Below are 16,929 nucleotides of genomic sequence, written 5' to 3'. Positions count from 1 at the left end.
TCTCGGTTAAGTCTCATCGCTTGTCCTTTTCTTGGTCGAAAACGCAAGTTAGAAACCTAACCATCCCTAGAATTCACTTTCTAGGGATTTTTTTTGTTTTCAGCCTAGATCGGATTTACTTGACGATGAGAATCCGCGAGATATATTCCGGAAAAAAGATACGGAGAACCTAGGGAAATTCGAGATGTTGGATACATTTATGATTGGCGTATAGCTCAGGGAACTTGTCCGGATGGTTGGCATATTCCAAGCTATGTTGAATGGCGTGCTTTTATTAACTCAGTCGTAGAAGGTGATGCTTATTCATCGCTTGCTGCTGATGGTTTTTGGTGGTGGGAAAGATGTCAAAATAAAACGGGGTTTTCGGCTTTATATCACGCCAGTTATCGTTATTCAGCATCGGAGAATTATCATTATATAGCAGCTTATGCTTCAAGTGATGTGTTTGACAAAGACAACGGTTATGTTTTTGCATTTGAGGATCGATATTCGAATTTCTATGGCATGTCTTATTCTTACGACCAAAAAGTGGGCGTCCGTTGCAAACGAAACGGAACGGATTATCCTAAACCTCCAGAATATGAAGGTTACAAGGGATTGTATGGTGTTCTTGTAGATGAACGTGATGGCCATTCCTATAAAACGGTGACAATCAATGGTAAGGAATGGATGGCGGAAAATCTCAACTTTGATGTTGTGGGTAGTGAATGTGATTTTCCTGATAACTGTGAGGAAAATGGACGGAACTATTCCTGGGTGTCCGCAGTGGCTATGGATTCTTCGAAAAAAGAATGCGAAAGAAAAGTTTGTCTTGACGAAAAGGAACTTCCCATTCAAGGCGTTTGTCCTTCAGGTTGGCACATTCCTGATTCTACGGAATTGGGAGATATGTTTACTTCCGTGGGTTGCGATAGTCACGACAATGGTAGTTCGATTGTCTACTATGAATGTACTGGCCATGTGTTGAAGTCAAATAAAGACTGGCGAGATCATAAAAATGGAAAAGATTCTGTTGGCTTTGGGATGAAACCTTCCTTCTATGAACACTCTTCCAAGGCATCATTTTGGACTGTATCTGAACGTGATAGCTATGCAAAAGCCGCTGAATTCTTATTTACTCATGATTATGCTTTAATTCATGATAAATACAAAAGAGCAGAGCTCTCCTCTGTTCGTTGCGTGAAAGATTAGTGAATCTATGGTGTAAAAAAAGACCAGCCTTGTGGGCTGGTCTTTTTCAATTTGTCTATGTTCTTTCAATGTGTAGATGTAATATAACTATCTAAAAAACACACCCTATTAGAAACTGAGATTTACCTACCTAAAAACTGTATCTTAGATACTTGGTCTAACCTAATTTTTGTTGGGTTAGACCATTTTTTAGTTTTTTTTCAGCAAATTCAACATAAAATGGCAGTTCTACACTCTAATAGAACATAGCCTTTTATTTTAATTGCGGAGTAAAAAAAGGAGGCTATAATGAGAAAATTTATTTCCCTAATATTTTGTTTGGTAGCAGGTTTGTTCGCAAAGGAATGGGAACAGACCATTGTTATTGATCCCATTGCAGGCCAAAGTTGGGGCTTTGGTGAAAACGGCATCTATGATGGTTATGATTCCTACATACATTGGTATGTTTCCGAAGCATGCGTATGCGACATGGTTGTAATCGGTGGCTGTCAACTGTCGCTTTATATGAACGCACCGCGAGATGCTGATGAAAAGTTTTGGAGGGTGCTGTCGACGGATTCGTTGGTTGCGGGAAAAACTTTGAATTTAGATGATACCACCAGCTTTAAGTTGTCCTCGTATCGTAGTGAATATTCGGGGGACGACACTTATGTTTTCAACAGAAAATCTCCTATTGAAAATGATACGGCATACTTTGTCTATCAAAAATCATCATCTTACTTCGCTTTGTGTCAATACATAACGGTATATGATGTCGTGGATTCTAGGGAGGATGGTGAAGGCTTTCCTGCCCACTTCGCTCATCAGTGTGTTTACCAGGATGAAGGAACTCCTACATTCAGTAAGATCCCGATGTTTGCTGATGTGTTACCGGAGTCGAAATTTGCTGACATTGATCGCTGGTCCGGATTCAATGGAGATTTTGCGGAGCCAAGGCCAAGAAAAACTTCGGAAAATAAGACTTATTTGGTCAACGGAAAACGAAATAAAGGAAATCAGGCTAGTCATGTGAATGTGGAATATGGTCGTACTAGCAGATCGTTGCGTTGATAGGATGTCGTATTGATAATCAAAAAAGGAACTCCGCTTGGGGTTCCTTTTTGCTTAATCTTCAATGAGGTTCATGATTGCGGCTTGTTATCGGCCCAAAGTTTCTCTGTAGTTGTGGACTGCTGCCTTGTAGCTTGCTACGGCCTTGGAAATGCGTTCTGCAATATCCTTCTGTCCGGCGGAGCTCATCATGTAGGCTTCGTCGTCGGGGTTGCTGATGAAGCCGATTTCGTAGAGCACTGCAGGCATCAATGCGCCTACCAGGACCATGAAGCCTGCACCGCCTACGCCACCCGCCTGCTTGCGGATCTTGTAGCCGTCGTTGGCCTTGAGTAGTTCCTCGGTGAACATGTAGCTGTTCTGCTTGTATTTTTCAAGACGGGCTTCCAGCTTGAACCATTCAATAGGAGTCAGTTCTTCCTTGGCGTTCTTTTCGCCATAGAGGGTGGCCACCTTGTTTTCGCGACGGGCAATGGCCTTGTCTTCTTCACTCTCGGGGGCGCGAAGAACGTAAACGTGATAACCCTTGATTTGTTTCTTCTTTTCGGGGGAGGCGTCAATGGCGTTGCAATGGAGGCTGATGAACAGGTCCCCATCCCACTGGTTGGCGAGATTTGCTCGCTGGCCTAGTTCGATGAACACGTCCTTGTCGCGAGTCATCTTGACCTTGAAGCCTTCCTTTTCCAGTTCCTTCTTGAGAAGCTTTCCTACGGCGAGAACGATGTCCTTTTCCTGTGCTTTTGCGCCAAGAGCGCCGGAGTCCTTACCGCCGTGACCGGGGTCGATGACGATGGTCTTTACTTCTCGAGTTCCTGCGGTTTCGTTCTTAGGTGCGGCTACCGTCACTGCAACTGCGCTGGAACTGCTAGCAGGCTTTATCGCACTAGAGCTGCTTGCCGTCTTTACCGCGCTGGAACTGCTGGAAACCTTTGCAGTAGCGGAACTGCTAATGGGTCTTGCAAATTGGAACTTGGATGTGTCTGCCGCATCAAGCCAAATTTTGTTGTCTTTCAGGACGGGAGCGACCTTAAGATCTACGGATTTCCCGTTGAAGGAAACGTAGGGGAGTCCGATGGCCATTTTGGCTGTGTCGGATGCTCCTGCCAGGGTAATTGTCTTTTGGACAGGATACCAGTGGAAAGATGCCTGTTTGCTTTTTGCAAAAGTTTCCACGTCCACCTGAGCCGCCCAGAGGGTAGCTGCCATCAGACAGAATATTGCGAAAACTTTCCCCAGCATGTTGTTCATTATTTGTGTGCCTTCGCTGCTCTAGCCATTTCCATCTTGGCATCACGTTCCATGATGGATTGACGTTTGTCGTGCTGGTCCTTACCGCGGCAGATTCCCATTTCCAGCTTGGCGCGACGGTTCTTGAAGTAGATCTTCAGGGGGATGAGGGTGCAGCCCTTCTGTTCCTTGGCCTTACGCATCTTCTGGATTTCATGGACATGTGCCAGAAGCTTGCGGCGTCTTGCGGGGAAATGGTTGAATCGGTTTGCGAAAAGATATTCGTCAATATGGGCTCCAACCAACCACAGTTCGTCCTTCTCTTCGTCCAGGTCAATCCAGGCTTCTCCGATGGTACACTTACCATCGCGAATGGATTTGACTTCGGAACCGATGAGCATGATGCCCACTTCGAAGGTCTCATCCACGAAGTAAAGGTGGTTTGCCTTTCTATTCTGGATGACTGGTGTTGCTTGTTCTTTTTTTGCCATTGACTAATAAACCTTATTTCTTCTTTGCTGGAGCCTTACGAGCTACGGGTTTCTTGGCGGGGACCTTGGAAACTGGCTTCTTTGAAGCTTCCTTTCGGGCAGCCTTTGCCTTGGTCTTTTCTGCAGCCTTCATGGTCTTGGCTTCTACGACCTTCTTGGATTCCCAGCCCACCTTCTTCTTTTGAACGTGGGGGACAGCTTCGTCCAAAGCCTGCTGCAATTCATGGCAGCCATCGCCGGTAACAGCGGAAGTCACAATGACCTTTTCCTTGTGGTCAGCGAATTCCTTAATGGCATTATCGATTCCAAGATCGTTCTTGTTAAGTGCGATAACGTAGGGCTTCTTTGCGAGCTTCGGGTGGAATGCAGCAAGTTCGCTCTTGAGAACGCTGAACTGTTCGTATGCGTTTTCTGCAAATCCGTCGATTACGAACAAAAGTGTATGAGTGCGTTCGATGTGCTTCAGGAACTGATGGCCCAGACCCTTGCCTTCGCTAGCGCCTTCCAGAAGACCCGGAATGTCCGCAACAACGAAGCTGTGTCCGTTCATCTGGACGATGCCGAGTACCGGTTCCAGAGTGGTAAAGGGATAGTCACCTACCTTAGGACGTCCGCTGGAAATCTTGTTCACGAGACTAGACTTGCCTGCGTTGGGAAAACCTACCAGGCCGACATCTGCCATGAGCTTCAGTTCCAGGAACAGTTCGCGTTTTTCGCCTGCTTCACCAGGAGTGCACTTACGAGGAGCCTGGTTGGAAGGAGTTGCAAAATGCTGGTTTCCCATGCCGCCCTTACCGCCGCGTGCGGCAATCCAGCGCTGGCCGTCCTCGGTCAGGTCTGCAAGGATACGGCCTTCGGCGTCCTTCACGATAGTGCCCTTGGGGACATCTACAATCAGGTCTTCTGCTGAACGGCCGGTGCAACGCTTTGCGCCACCGGGCTGTCCGCCTTGAGCTTTGTACAGGCGTGCGTTGCCCATGTCCAATAGGGTGGAATACTGTTCATTGACTTGGAGAATGACGTGGCCGCCACGGCCGCCATCTCCGCCATCGGGGCCGCCCAGAGGTACAAATTTTTCACGGTGGAAACTGCAGATGCCGTCGCCGCCTTTGCCGGAGCGTACTTCGATTGATTTTTCGTCTAAAAACATAATTCTCCCGTGGAGTGGGTGAGGTTGAGTGTGTTGGCTTCGTCGCGGTCTTACAGGCCTAAAGTTTCTTCCAAGCCCAGGGCGATGTTCATGTTCTGGATGGCGGCACCGCTGGCGCCCTTACCCAGATTGTCGATGATGGTGGTGACCTGCATGATGTTCTCGTTGCCGAAAACCTGGATGCAGGCGTTGTTTGTGTTGTTGCAGATGGTCGGGTTCAGTCGACCATTGATCAGTGCCGGGGTTTCTGCCGGTGTGGCCTCGTAAGGCATAACCGTAACGAAGTTGGAACCCGCATAGTGTTCCTTCAAAATATCGGTCAGGTCCTGAGGGCCCACCTTCTTGGTCAGCTGGTTTGCAAAGATGGCAACCGTTACTGCCATGCCCTTATAGTAGGGGCCAAGCACCGGATTGAAGAAGGGCGTATTTTCAAGTTCGCAGTACTTCTTCATTTCGGGAATGTGCTTGTGGCTAAGAGCCAGGGCATAAGGTGCCGGAGTCATGATGGGGAGGGATTCTCCAGCCTTGTGGCTAAGAGCGGCTTCTTCTTCGTATTCGGCGATAAGTTTCTTGCCACCGCCAGAATAGCCGGTGATGCTGTAGGCAGCCAAGTTTGCGGACCTAGGCAGAATTCCGCTTGCAACAAGGGGATGCACGCCCAGGATGAAACCTGTGGCGTGACAGCCAGGATTGGCAATGCGTTTAGCCTTGCTGATAGCCTCGCGCTGTTCTGCAGAAAGTTCCGGCATACCGTAGGTCCAATCCGGGTTTACACGGTGGGCGGTAGATGCATCGATAATGCAGGTGTCCGGGTTGGTGCAGAGGGCGGCACTTTCCATGGCGGCTGCGTCTGGCAGACACAGGAAGGTCACGTCGGATTCATTGATCAAGCGCTGGCGTTCGGCGATATCCTTACGCAGCTCCTGGGAAATGCGCAGAACTTCGATGTCGTTACGCTTTGCAAGACGATCATAAATCTGAAGACCGGTAGTACCAGCTTCGCCATCAACGAAAACTTTGAACATTGCAATACTCCTTCGAAAAAGTGGTTAGTGAACAGTAAACAGTGGTTAGTTTAAATAGTCGTGGCTGCGCCACTTGATATAAGCGCTTTGCGCGCACTAATCACTAACCACTAGCACTAATCACTTAAATTACTTACCAGCGCCGCAGCACTTCTTGTACTTCTTGCCGGAACCGCAGGGGCACGGATCGTTACGGCCAACATCCGGACCAGTCTTGCGGATGGTTTCCTGCTTGACTGCTCGGCCGTCATAGAAGAACCATGCGCCGCCAACCTTGTGGAATTCGCCCAGTTCGTGATGGTCGCGGGTGATGTTGCCCTGCTTGAACTTTGCAACGAATTCGACCCAACCGATGTTCTTTTCTTCTTCGGTCTTGGTCTGCTTGATTTCGATGCCCAGCCATTCGGATTCGCGGCTCCATGCTTCGACGCTTGCTTCGTCAAAGTCGGAACGCTGAGTAGCTTCCAGGGATTCCTTCAACCATGCAATTTCGTGCTTGGCATATGCAGTGTAGCGAGAACGCATCAGTGCTTCGGGAGAAGCAGCAAGAGCAGTCTGCTTGATGATAGGTTCGCAGCATTCGCAATATTCCTTACCGGAACCGCAGGGACATAAATCAGCCATAATAACCTCGATAAAAAGGGGTGAAAAATATACAGAAAAAAGATAGAATAATAATGAGAGGGACTAGGTTCTAGTGACTAGGGGCCAGGGGGAAAATGGCGTTTGGCTGAATAGCCTTGTGAACAAAGAAGCCCTGGTAAAACCAGGGCCTCTTTGTAAGAGCAAACGCTTGCGAGATTTTTTTCAAACTCTAGCGTGAGCGGTCGTTACAGGCACTTCTTCAGGAGCCAGAATTCTTCCTTGCCTTCACGGCCGGGGAGGCTGTTCACTGCAGGAATGCGGTCCACGATATCGAATACGCCGTCCAGACGAGCCATCAGTTCGCCTTCGCTGGTGCAGTGCGGGGGACCCTGCAGGGTGTTGCCGCTGGTCAGGGGATACATGAGGGAAATCAGGAGACCGTCGTCCTTCAGCATCTTGTAGCAGACTTCAAAGAATTCGTCACGACGACCCGGATGAATTGCGGAGAAAGTGCAGTAATCGTAAACGATATCGAACTGCTGGCCTCCGCGCTTCTGGTCCTTGGGGGAGAGGGTAAACAAATCCAGGTCCAGAGAGCGCAAGTTCTTGTGCTTGCGGCTCAGGTGGTCCAGTTCGTCAACGGCGGTGGGGGCAAAGTCAACTGCCAGCACGTCGTGACCACGCAAAGCCCATGCTTCGGCGTCATAGCCAAAGCCAGCGCCGGGAACCAGAACGGACCCGGTGGCGGGGCAAGCGGGGTTCTTGAAGAATTCAAGAAGGGCCGGAGTTGCCTTCTTGGTATTCCAGTAATCCTTGCCATCGGCGTAGAGATTGTCCCAGAATTCGGGGAGGTTTTGCGTTAACATTAATTACCTTCCTTTAGTTTCGAATAATATTCGATTTAGTTGGATCGGGGTGTTGCGTCAGGAAGGCTTGCGCCTTTCTGGAATTCTTCCTGATCGTTTTTCTTCTTCTTGTAAGCGAGCTGTCCGCAGGCGGCGAGAATGTCTCTGCCTCGTGCGGTACGGATGGTGATCTGGATCTGGGCCGCACGCACCGCGGCGAGGAAAGTATCCACTTCTTCGGGAGTGGGGGCGTGCAGGGTGGGATCGTCGCCATCGTTTAAGATAATGGCGTTTACCTTTACACGGCGAGGCGCGCAAATGCGGATAAGTTCCTTGGCGGCCTTGGGAGTGCAGGTAATATTCTGGATCAACACAAATTCAAAAGTGACGTAATTGTCGGTGCGGCGGATGTATTCGTCCACTGCTTCCAAAAGCTTTTCGATGGGCCAGATGTTGTTCACCGGCATGACGGAGGAACGATACTCGTTGTTGGTGCTGTTTAGGCTGATTGCAAGACAGCAGGGAGTATTGCGATCCACCAGTTCCTTGATGCGGGGTACAACGCCTGAGGTGCTGACGGTCATGCGCTTGGAACCCATATTGAACAGTTTCTGGTTATGCAGGGTGCAGCAAACGCGATGCACGTTTTCCAGGTTGTTCAGAGGTTCACCCATACCCATGAAGATGATGTTGGTGACCTGGGCAATTTCACCTTCGTTATTGAAGATGTTGTTTTCTTTCAGGTACCAGTTGACGTTGATAATCTCTTCAAGGATTTCGCCTGCTTCCAGATTGCGGAAGAAGCCCATCTTTGCGGTTCGGCAGAATGCGCAATTCATGGCGCAACCCACCTGAGTGGATACGCACACGGAAAAACGGCCATTGGCGGGAATCATCACGGTTTCAATGTGGTGTCCGTCCCAGGTTTCGAAAAGCCACTTGACGGTACCATCGACGGAGACCATGTGCTGGTCTTCCTTGAGGGACCTAAGTTCAAATTGCTTTGCTAACTTTTCGCGGAGAGCAGGGGAAATATTCAACATTTCGTCGAAAGATTTGACCTGCTGGCAAAAAAGCCATTTCTGGATTTGTTCGGCACGGAACGGTTTCTCGTCCACTTCACGAAGCCAAGCCTTGATCTCGTCTTCCGTCAATGTTTTGATATTGCGCTGCCATTCCATAGTGGCGCAAAGATAGTAAATTTTAAGTTTTTTGTTAAGGGTGCTTTTCGCCTCGGTCAGGACGGTCGTACTGCATGTAGAGTTTGTCAATTTCTTCAAAAAGCTGAGAAATCGACATTCCGGTTGCGGTAGCCAGATTGCACAAGGTCATGACGGATGGCTGTCTCTTCCCGCTTTCCACTTGGGATATAAATTGTCTTGTAATGTTGGAAATTTCGGAAAGTCCGTTTTGAGTGAGGCCTTTATCGTGTCTACGGGCTAGGAAAATGTGCTGGAAAACCTTTCGCAGCACTTGCTCTTTGTACTCCATTTTTCATCCCTTGATGAATCATTGTTTAATGAATTTCACCACAAAACCACGGGGCGAAAAATACAAAAATAGGTTAGAAACGAAGAGAACTACAGTTTGCTTTTTCTGTTAATTTGTGTTAACTTTTTTGCATAAACGAATGAAATAGAACTGAAGTCTGATGGATGTTTTACAAGGAACGAAAGGGGTTCGTTTTGCGTATAAAACGAAAAATTTTATCTACAGATTTTTCGGAGAAAAGAAATCGAAAAATAAAAAAAAGAGACCTAACTTTCGTTAAGTCTCTTTCGTGCGGGTGCCAGGACTCGAACCTGGAGCCTTTTGGTTCGTAGCCAAACGCTCTATCCAGTTGGGCTACATCCGCATTTTTGTTTGTTGTTCGCTTTCGCTTTCAACGTGCCCAAATATAGATAACCACAAATATTTGTCAAGGGTGATTTCGTAAAAAACTTTAATTTTTTTTTGGAGGGCTAAATAGCCCTTTTTGAAGAGCTTCCTCGCAAGGGACTCCATATAAAAAGCTATTTTTGGACCAACTTTTTTTCCATGATGGAATCATGAACAAGATTAAACCAATTCTGTTGAAAGTCCTGAACACCCTGAAGGTCACTCTGAAGGGATGGTTCACTGACAAGAAAGTCATCAAGTGGCTTATCATTTTTGAGGTCCCGGTTCTGGCCGTGATTATCAGTGCGGTTGTCGTATACAACCATTATGCACCGGAACTTCCGTCCCTGACTCAGCTGGAACAGATCAATCCCAAGCTGGTGACCAAGATTTACGACATGAACGGCGATGTTGCCCACGAGTATTTCGTGGAACGCCGTGAATGGACTCCTTTCGATTCCATTCCCAAGAATGCAATTCATGCGGTGATGGCTACGGAAGACCGAGTGTTCTATAGCCATTGGGGCATGAACGTGTGGGCGATCCCTTCCGCTATCCTGGAAAAGGTTGCTAAGGGCGGCAAACTCCGCGGTGCGTCCACCTTGACTCAGCAGTTGACTAAGCTTTTGTTCCTGACTCCGGAACGTTCCCTTGCCCGTAAGATCAAGGAAATGATGACGGCGATCCGTATTGAACAGACCTACACCAAGGAAGAAATCCTTGAATTCTATATGAACGAAGTCTACCTGTCTGGCGGAAACTATGGTTTCCAGGCTGCAGGTAAATTCTATTTCGGTAAGTCCCTGGACAGCCTGACTATTCCGGAATATGCTGTTCTCGCCGGTATGCTTCAGCGTCCGGAAGCCTATCGTCCGGATAAGCATCCTAAGGCATCCCTGGAACGTCGTAATACGGTTCTATATGCAATGCGTGATGCTGGCTATATTAATAACGACGAATACCACGAATATATCAAGACTCCCATTACCCTGGCTCCCAAGCAGATTGAAACGGGTGCTGGCCTCTACTTCTACGAAGAAATTCGTAAATACATGGAAAAGAAGTACGGTGAAAATTCCCTCTATGCAGATGGCGTTTCCATCAATAGTACCATTGACCCGGAAATTCAGGCTTTCGCCGATAGTGCAGCCCTGGCCCAGGTCACCAAGGTTCGTCGTCGCATCAAGTATCGCTTTACCCGTAAGTTCGGCATGGCCAAGAAATTTGACATGCCGGAAGATAGCGTTGTGGCTCATTTCGATAGCCTGTTCGCCATCGTTAAGAAGAATTACGAAGAAAAACGCGGTCGCATGCCGGATAGCCTGATCTATCATGATGCCGAAATTGCCGCTGTCCTGGTGGAAAACGAAACTGGCGCAATCCGCGCCATGGTGGGTGGTAGTGACTGGAATAAGTCTCGTTGGAACCGCGCCGTCCAGTCCCTCCGTCAGCCGGGTTCTTCCTTCAAGCCTATCGTTTACTCCACTGCAATTTCCAGTGGTGCAAGTCCTTGCGACTCTGTGAACGATGCACCTATTACCATTCAGGATCAGGACAAGATTGTGAACGGCAAGGCTGAAAAGCAAATCTGGCGTCCGGCCAACTTCGAACATGACTTCGAAGGCATGATGACTCTCCGTCGTGCTCTGTACAAGTCCAAGAACCTCCCTGCCATTCTTACCGCCCAGAAGTACGGTCTTGCAAACGTGGTGAACTACGCCCGCAAGTTCGGTATCCAGAAAGCTCCTCTGACAGCTGTTCCCAGTATGGCTCTAGGTTCCATCGGAGCAACTCTTATGGAAATGACCTGCGCCTATACGGTGTTCCCCAATGGCGGTAACCGTCTGGAACCTTACATGATCGAATCTATTGTAGACAAGCATGGCGAAGTAATTGAAAAGAGCTCCAAGGTGGAACACGAAGTCCTGAATCCTGCTGCGGCATATATCATGATCGATATGCTGAAGGACGTGAATATTCGTGGTACTGCAGCTCGCGTCTATAACGGTGGCTTCCATCATCCTAGCGGTGGTAAGACCGGTACTTCCAACGACTATACCGATGCTTGGTACATTGGCTTTACCAAGCGTTACACCATGGGTGTTTGGGTCGGTATCGACAATCCTCAGTCCATGGGCCCGGGCCATACGGGTACCGAAGATGCTCTTCCGGTCTGGATTGCCGTCATGAAGAAGCTTCATAAGGATCTTCCCATGGAAGGCTTCAAGACTCCTGCAGGCGTGATCGGCAAGGGTATTTGCAACGCAACTGGCAAGACTGCTGGTGAGTTCTGCTCCGAAAAGACTTACTGCCTGTATCTCTCCGGCGCTCCTACCGAAAAGTGCGATGGTAACCATTACGAAGTCCGTACAAAGTCTTCTGATGATGCAACGCTCTTCAGTAATAGAAACGCTACTACTTCTACTCCTGCTGCAGGTGGCAAGAAGTCTGCTAGAAAGATGTTCTAGTCTACGTCTGATTTATTCAGACGTTAAAAAGCTCCCATTGAACATGGGGGCTTTCTTTTTGTCTTGAGCTGACGCGGAAGTACAAATCTTGAAATAAAAAACACCCCGGTTCTTTCGAACCAGGGTGTTTTCCATAAGGAGAAATCCTTAGGTGTCGCGGGCTAGGCCTGCGACGGGGCTATTACATCATGCCGCCCATGCCCATGGAAGGATCCATGGCAGGTGCTGCCGGCTTCGGTTCCTTCTTTTCTGCGATCACACAGTCGGTGGTGAGAATCATGGAAGCGATGGAGGAAGCGTTCTTGAGAGCGGTACGGGTAACCTTGGCCGGGTCGATAACGCCAGCGGCAATCAGGTCTTCGTAGGTGTCGGTCTTAGCGTTGTAGCCAAAGCCGTCCTTGCCTTCCTTAACCTTGTTCACGACGACGGAGCCTTCGCCACCAGCGTTTGCAACGATCTGACGGAGAGGTTCTTCGATAGCGCGCTTGATGATAGCGGCACCAGTCTTCTGGTCGCTGTTGGTGAGTTCGAGGGCGTCCACAGCCTTTGCTGCGCGGATGAGGGCGACGCCACCACCCGGAACGATACCTTCTTCGACGGCGGCGCGGGTTGCGTGCATAGCGTCGTCGACGCGGTCCTTCTTTTCCTTCATTTCAACTTCGGTAGCGGCACCGACCTTGATCACTGCAACGCCACCGGCCAGCTTTGCCAGGCGTTCCTGGAGCTTTTCACGATCGTAGTCGCTAGTGGTAGCTTCGATCTGCTTCTTGATCTGGGCGATACGGCCCTTGATGCTTGCAGCGTCGCCTGCACCTTCGACGATGGTGGTGTTGTCCTTGGTGATAACGATGGACTTTGCCTGACCGAGGACGGTTACCGGAGCGTCTTCCAGCTTGGCGCCGGTGTCTTCGGAAACCAGCATACCGCCGGTGAGGATTGCGATGTCTTCGAGCATAGCCTTACGACGGTCGCCGAAGCCAGGAGCCTTGACTGCAGCAACCTTCAGGGTGCCACGCATCTTGTTCACAACGAGAGTTGCGAGAGCTTCGCCATCCACGTCTTCGGCGATGATGAGCAAGGATTTGTTCTGCTTTGCGACGAATTCCAGCATGGGGAGGAGGTCCTTCATGGTGGAGATCTTCTTGTCGTAGAGGAGGATGTACGGGGTTTCGAGGGCCACTTCCATGCTGTCAGTGTTGGTGACGAAGTAGGGAGAGAGGTAGCCGCGGTCGAACTGCATACCTTCCACAACGTCGAGGATGGTTTCTGCAGTCTTGGATTCTTCGATGGTGATAACGCCGTCGTTACCAACCTTTTCCATAGCGTTGGCCAGGAGGTCGCCGATTTCCGGGTCGTTGTTTGCGGAAATGGTAGCAACCTGAGCGATGTGTCCCTTGCCGTTGATCTTTACAGCCATCTTGCCGATTTCTTCGATGACTGCGTCAACTGCAGCGTCCATACCGCGCTTGATGTCCATGGGATTTGCACCGGCTGCAACGTTCTTGAGGCCTTCGCGAGTGATTGCCTGGGCGAGAACGGTTGCGGTAGTGGTACCGTCACCTGCGGTGTCGGAAGTCTTGTTTGCAACTTCCTTGGCCATCTGGGCGCCGAGATTTTCGTAAGTGTCTTCCAGTTCGACTTCCTTGGCGACGGAAACGCCGTCCTTGGTGACGTTGGGTGCGCCAAATGCCTTGGCGATCATGACGTTACGACCCTTGGGGCCGAGAGTAACCTTAACTGCGTTTGCCAGCTTGTCTACGCCGTTCATGAGGGCTTCGCGAGCTGCAACATCAAACTTCAACTGTTTTGCCATTTTTCTTTTTTCCTTATTTAAAAAGTGGTTAGTGGTTAGTGTTTAGTGGTTAGTGGGTGCGGGTCCTTCCTGCAAAAACTGATTACTGACCACTGTTTACTAATCACTCTTAAAGAGTAGCGAAGATGTCGGATTCCTTAACGATCAGGTAGTTTTCGCCGTCAACGGAGATTTCGGTACCGCTGTACTTGCCGTAGAGGACCACGTCGCCAACCTTGACTTCCATGGCGACAGTTTCGCCAGCTTCGGTCTTGCGGCCCGGGCCCACTGCCACGACCTTACCCTGCATCGGCTTTTCCTTTGCGTTATCGGGGATGAAGAGACCGGAAGAGGTCTTCTGTTCGGCTTCGGCCGGCTTTACAACGATTCGATCTGCTAAAGGCTTGATCATTTTGCTTATCCTTTGTTTAATTGTTTGAGTCCAACTGGACCTTTTTTGATTTTCGCCCACAATTTAGCAAGATTTATGCCAACTGCCAAATAATGAAAAATGCTGAAATTAGCCTAAAAATGCCGCTTTAGACAGGCTTCGAGTGTTTATTTTTGAAATGTTGAAGCAGGCTTGTTCGTCCTGTGTTTAAAAATGAAACAAACCGCTGGTGAAAACCAACGGTTTGCTAAAATAAAGCGAAATCTGTGCCTAAAAGGAAAAAGCTTGCGATTACTTGATGGTAGTGGTCAGGCGGAATGCCATGCCTACGTCGCTCAAGGTTTCTTCGCTGTAGACGCTGAACTGGAGCTTAGACTTGCCAACGGTCTTTACGAGAGCTACAGTCCATGCCAAGTCGTCTGCATCAGGCTTCTTGGGGTCAATCTGATCGCGGTCCTTGATGTATTCCACTTCTGCAAACAGGTTGGTGAGAATGCCGAAGGTGGGGATTTCAACACCGATGTAGAACGGGTTGAACATCTTGCCAGCCTTGTTCATGAAGCCAAGTTCCTGGGCGTGGTAATTCTTTGCGGTCTCGGAGATGTCTTCATCTACGGTGTAGAGGCAGCCGTATTCACCATAAACGCGGAGGTTGGGCATAATGGTGTAACCTGCGAATGCAGCAACACGGTGGGTGAGATAGGTGGTGTTCTGCACAACGTCAATAAGGTTTCCGCGGTAGCCGAACTTCATTTCCAGAGGGAAGGTGAACTTCAGGTCGTCTTCTACACGGACGTAACCGGTGTTTGCCTTGCCATCCATAGCTGCAACCATTGCGGTGAGGTTGTTGAGACCGTGCTTCCAGCCCAATTCAATAGCGTTGTGGCTGTAGTCGCGCATCCAGAGGCCGCGCTTGTTCAGAGGGCCGTCGATATAGGTACCGAAGTGGGTGGACTGGGAAGAGGTCCAGTCGGTCTTCCAGCGACCGATCTTCAGGTTCAGCTTGTCGTCGGCACCCAGATTCCACTTGTAGTTAACCCAGTACAGGTCAGCAAGGATTTTATCGTAGTTCTTGCCTTCGATTACGTTACCGAATTCAGGGCCGAACATGCGGATCATGATGGTAGCGTCCAGGCTTTCGCTCTTGTACTGGCCACCGATGTTGGCACGGATCCAGCCGGAGCTGAAGTTGTTGTCGTCATCTGCCAGGGACTTGGTGACCTGGGTCTGGACATTGCCCTTGAGGGTCATGTTGTCTGCGACGTCTGCTGCAAAGGCTGCAGTGGCGAGGCCGAATCCCAGAACGGCGGCAGCGAGTTTCTTGAAGTTCATTTGTTGCTCCTTGGTATAGACCTAATAGAATTTTAACGCCGTAAAATGTAGAATAACCTATCAAATTTGCAAAGACGGAAAATGAGGATTTAATTATTTTTGATGCAGATTTTATAAGACAAAACCATTTGGTTTTTAATGGAGTTTTCGATGAAAAAGTTTGTGATTTGCTCTGTAGTCGCCCTGGCCGCATTTGTTGCGCAGTCCTTTGCTAAAGACCTGGCTCCCAACAAAACTCATGCCGTTCTGAACATTACATATACCAATTACGACGATGTTCCCCAGGCTCACAAGAAGTTGACTTTCGTAGGTCAGAATAAGGGTAAGCAGATTACCGTCACTACCGACCAGTATGGTGAAGTTGGTTTCCTCATTCCTCGCGAAGATACCTATACCATTCTCTGCGAAAGCCTGACTGGCCCTTTTGAATGTGGAACTACGCCCTTCGTCTCCAAGACTGCAAGTTCCGGCGGCATTACCGTGGTGTTCGATGATACTCGTGCGGAACTGACCGGCGTTACTTTCAAGGCTGGTAGCGCTGAACTGGTTCCCAGCTCCCTCCATACTTTGGACCAGGCTATCAAGGGGCTGAAAATGAATCCCAAGGCCAAGGTAGAAGTTCAGGGACATACAAGTTCCGACGGTAGTGATGAACTGAACCAGCGTCTTTCTGAAGATCGTGCGAACTCTGTCCGTGATTATATGGTCAGCAAGGGCATTGCTGCAGAACGCCTTACCGCTGTAGGTTATGGTCCTAGCCAGCCCAAGGCTGATAACTCCACGGAAGCTGGCCGCAAGGCCAACCGCCGCATAGAACTGGTGGTTATTTCCGAAGAGTAGTTAACGGTATAAAGAACATGAGAAAAGGATCGCAAAAAAAAGCGGTCCTTTTTAATTGGAATGGTGGTAAGGTATTAAAGGAGGTTAGCAATATGGCTATTGGCGGGTTGTTGATCCTTGTTGGGATTGGCGTTGTGGTTGGCCCCTTGTTTGGTGGGTGCAATCTTTATCAGGATCTGGCTTTGGTGTATGATTCCAAATTGCAGATGGTCGTTCAGCTTGTTCCGGCTTATAAATTTATCTACGGAACATCCTTCGCGATGGATATTGCGTCGTTCGCTTTTGTTTTACTGTTGCCGTATCTTTTTTTTGCAAGAAAGGCGACTTTTCCTAAAGTCTATATTTTTTCTTTGGTTTTCTCAGTTGCGACACCTGTGATTGCAGTATTCTTGGTCACGATTGCAAACAGCATATATATGGAAGGGACTTCGAACTTTTCGGACGCGCTTCAACTTTTGAATAGAAATTCGCTTATTCGAGGCGCAATCAAATGTTGTGTCTGGATTCCATACATGTGTTGTTCCTCCCGCGTGAAGAATACTTTTGTCCGTTAGTCTTTGGGGGGCCGTATGATAAAGTCCTTGCTATCTACCTTGTTCTGCATTTTGTTTGAAGTTATGGGGGCGTTGGTTGTCTCCTATATTGAAGATTCCATTTTCCCTCT

Annotated in this window: 16 protein-coding genes and 1 tRNA gene; 5 read left to right on the top strand and 12 right to left on the bottom strand. The window is 48.9% G+C overall.

The genetic code is table 11. The features are described from left to right. The first annotated feature begins 144 nt into the window (after window positions 1-144). Window positions 145-1,191: an FISUMP domain-containing protein gene (locus tag BGX12_RS01730; protein ID WP_370245196.1), complete on the top strand. Its 1,047-nt coding sequence runs from the start codon at window positions 145-147 to the stop codon at window positions 1,189-1,191. Window positions 1,192-1,479: 288 nt separating this feature from the next. Beyond that, window positions 1,480-2,241: a hypothetical protein gene (locus BGX12_RS01725; RefSeq protein ID WP_109734366.1), complete on the top strand. Its 762-nt coding sequence runs from the start codon at window positions 1,480-1,482 to the stop codon at window positions 2,239-2,241. 87 nt (window positions 2,242-2,328) lie between these two features. Here the strand turns inward: BGX12_RS01725 and BGX12_RS01720 are convergent, their stop codons facing one another. From BGX12_RS01720 to BGX12_RS01680, 9 genes are all read right to left on the bottom strand, one after another. Then, on the bottom strand, window positions 2,329-3,447 hold the full coding sequence (locus tag BGX12_RS01720; RefSeq protein ID WP_109734375.1) for an N-acetylmuramoyl-L-alanine amidase: 1,119 nt from the start codon (window positions 3,445-3,447) through the stop codon (window positions 2,329-2,331). A 41-nt stretch (window positions 3,448-3,488) separates the two neighbouring features. Then, window positions 3,489-3,959, bottom strand: a complete 471-nt coding sequence (smpB, locus tag BGX12_RS01715) for an SsrA-binding protein SmpB (protein ID WP_109734365.1) — start codon at window positions 3,957-3,959, stop codon at window positions 3,489-3,491. A 13-nt stretch (window positions 3,960-3,972) separates the two neighbouring features. Then, entirely contained in the window at window positions 3,973-5,109 is a 1,137-nt protein-coding gene (obgE, locus tag BGX12_RS01710) for a GTPase ObgE (protein ID WP_109734364.1), read from the bottom strand. Between the two features lie 50 nt (window positions 5,110-5,159). Continuing rightward, window positions 5,160-6,134, bottom strand: a complete 975-nt coding sequence (gene argC, locus BGX12_RS01705; protein ID WP_109734363.1) for an N-acetyl-gamma-glutamyl-phosphate reductase — start codon at window positions 6,132-6,134, stop codon at window positions 5,160-5,162. Between the two features lie 129 nt (window positions 6,135-6,263). Next, window positions 6,264-6,758, bottom strand: coding sequence for a YchJ family protein (locus tag BGX12_RS01700; RefSeq protein ID WP_233246210.1), 495 nt, complete (start codon window positions 6,756-6,758; stop codon window positions 6,264-6,266). Window positions 6,759-6,964: 206 nt separating this feature from the next. Next, a complete protein-coding gene (locus tag BGX12_RS01695; protein WP_109734361.1) occupies window positions 6,965-7,585 on the bottom strand; it encodes a methyltransferase in 621 nt (206 codons plus the stop codon). A gap of 35 nt (window positions 7,586-7,620) precedes the next feature. After that, window positions 7,621-8,745: a 23S rRNA (adenine(2503)-C(2))-methyltransferase RlmN gene (gene rlmN / locus BGX12_RS01690; RefSeq protein WP_109734360.1), complete on the bottom strand. Its 1,125-nt coding sequence runs from the start codon at window positions 8,743-8,745 to the stop codon at window positions 7,621-7,623. A gap of 34 nt (window positions 8,746-8,779) precedes the next feature. Continuing rightward, a complete protein-coding gene (locus tag BGX12_RS01685; RefSeq protein WP_109734359.1) occupies window positions 8,780-9,055 on the bottom strand; it encodes a helix-turn-helix domain-containing protein in 276 nt (91 codons plus the stop codon). Window positions 9,056-9,345: 290 nt separating this feature from the next. Next, window positions 9,346-9,419, bottom strand: a tRNA-Arg gene (locus BGX12_RS01680). Window positions 9,420-9,612: 193 nt separating this feature from the next. On the opposite strand from BGX12_RS01680, the gene BGX12_RS01675 reads away from it, so the two are divergent. Next, window positions 9,613-11,910 carry a penicillin-binding protein 1A gene (locus tag BGX12_RS01675; RefSeq protein ID WP_109734374.1) on the top strand — a complete coding sequence of 766 codons (2,298 nt, stop codon included), beginning with the start codon at window positions 9,613-9,615 and terminating at the stop codon, window positions 11,908-11,910. A 181-nt stretch (window positions 11,911-12,091) separates the two neighbouring features. On the opposite strand, the gene groL is transcribed toward BGX12_RS01675, so the two are convergent. The 3 genes from groL to BGX12_RS01660 form a co-directional block, all read right to left on the bottom strand. Continuing rightward, window positions 12,092-13,723, bottom strand: a complete 1,632-nt coding sequence (gene groL / locus BGX12_RS01670; protein ID WP_109734358.1) for a chaperonin GroEL — start codon at window positions 13,721-13,723, stop codon at window positions 12,092-12,094. 109 nt (window positions 13,724-13,832) lie between these two features. Continuing rightward, window positions 13,833-14,114, bottom strand: a complete 282-nt coding sequence (gene groES, locus BGX12_RS01665) for a co-chaperone GroES (RefSeq protein ID WP_109734357.1) — start codon at window positions 14,112-14,114, stop codon at window positions 13,833-13,835. A 270-nt stretch (window positions 14,115-14,384) separates the two neighbouring features. Further along, window positions 14,385-15,425, bottom strand: a complete 1,041-nt coding sequence (locus BGX12_RS01660) for a hypothetical protein (protein ID WP_109734356.1) — start codon at window positions 15,423-15,425, stop codon at window positions 14,385-14,387. 150 nt (window positions 15,426-15,575) lie between these two features. On the opposite strand from BGX12_RS01660, the gene BGX12_RS01655 reads away from it, so the two are divergent. Beyond that, a complete protein-coding gene (locus tag BGX12_RS01655; RefSeq protein ID WP_109734355.1) occupies window positions 15,576-16,265 on the top strand; it encodes an OmpA family protein in 690 nt (229 codons plus the stop codon). A gap of 92 nt (window positions 16,266-16,357) precedes the next feature. Continuing rightward, entirely contained in the window at window positions 16,358-16,819 is a 462-nt protein-coding gene (locus tag BGX12_RS01650) for a DUF2569 family protein (protein WP_158278135.1), read from the top strand. The last annotated feature ends 110 nt before the right edge of the window (window positions 16,820-16,929 follow it).

Source organism: Fibrobacter sp. UWR4, assembly GCF_003149045.1.
Lineage (GTDB): Bacteria > Fibrobacterota > Fibrobacteria > Fibrobacterales > Fibrobacteraceae > Fibrobacter.
Note: the sequence above shows the minus strand (reverse complement) of the source record. Positions and strands in the feature narration are given on the sequence as shown.

Excerpts from the sequence above, each read along its gene's own strand:
- groES (WP_109734357.1), bottom strand. The coding sequence starts at position 14,114 with ATGATCAAGCCTTTAGCAGATCGAATCGTTGTAAAGCCGGCCGAAGCC.
- BGX12_RS01720 (WP_109734375.1), bottom strand. The coding sequence starts at position 3,447 with ATGGCAGCTACCCTCTGGGCGGCTCAGGTGGACGTGGAAACTTTTGCA.
- BGX12_RS01655 (WP_109734355.1), top strand. The coding sequence starts at position 15,576 with ATGAAAAAGTTTGTGATTTGCTCTGTAGTCGCCCTGGCCGCATTTGTT.
- BGX12_RS01695 (WP_109734361.1), bottom strand. The coding sequence starts at position 7,585 with ATGTTAACGCAAAACCTCCCCGAATTCTGGGACAATCTCTACGCCGAT.
- BGX12_RS01675 (WP_109734374.1), top strand. The coding sequence starts at position 9,613 with ATGAACAAGATTAAACCAATTCTGTTGAAAGTCCTGAACACCCTGAAG.
- BGX12_RS01660 (WP_109734356.1), bottom strand. The coding sequence starts at position 15,425 with ATGAACTTCAAGAAACTCGCTGCCGCCGTTCTGGGATTCGGCCTCGCC.
- BGX12_RS01685 (WP_109734359.1), bottom strand. The coding sequence starts at position 9,055 with ATGGAGTACAAAGAGCAAGTGCTGCGAAAGGTTTTCCAGCACATTTTC.
- rlmN (WP_109734360.1), bottom strand. The coding sequence starts at position 8,745 with ATGGAATGGCAGCGCAATATCAAAACATTGACGGAAGACGAGATCAAG.
- obgE (WP_109734364.1), bottom strand. The coding sequence starts at position 5,109 with ATGTTTTTAGACGAAAAATCAATCGAAGTACGCTCCGGCAAAGGCGGC.
- BGX12_RS01650 (WP_158278135.1), top strand. The coding sequence starts at position 16,358 with ATGGCTATTGGCGGGTTGTTGATCCTTGTTGGGATTGGCGTTGTGGTT.
- groL (WP_109734358.1), bottom strand. The coding sequence starts at position 13,723 with ATGGCAAAACAGTTGAAGTTTGATGTTGCAGCTCGCGAAGCCCTCATG.
- BGX12_RS01700 (WP_233246210.1), bottom strand. The coding sequence starts at position 6,758 with ATGGCTGATTTATGTCCCTGCGGTTCCGGTAAGGAATATTGCGAATGC.
- argC (WP_109734363.1), bottom strand. The coding sequence starts at position 6,134 with ATGTTCAAAGTTTTCGTTGATGGCGAAGCTGGTACTACCGGTCTTCAG.
- smpB (WP_109734365.1), bottom strand. The coding sequence starts at position 3,959 with ATGGCAAAAAAAGAACAAGCAACACCAGTCATCCAGAATAGAAAGGCA.
- BGX12_RS01725 (WP_109734366.1), top strand. The coding sequence starts at position 1,480 with ATGAGAAAATTTATTTCCCTAATATTTTGTTTGGTAGCAGGTTTGTTC.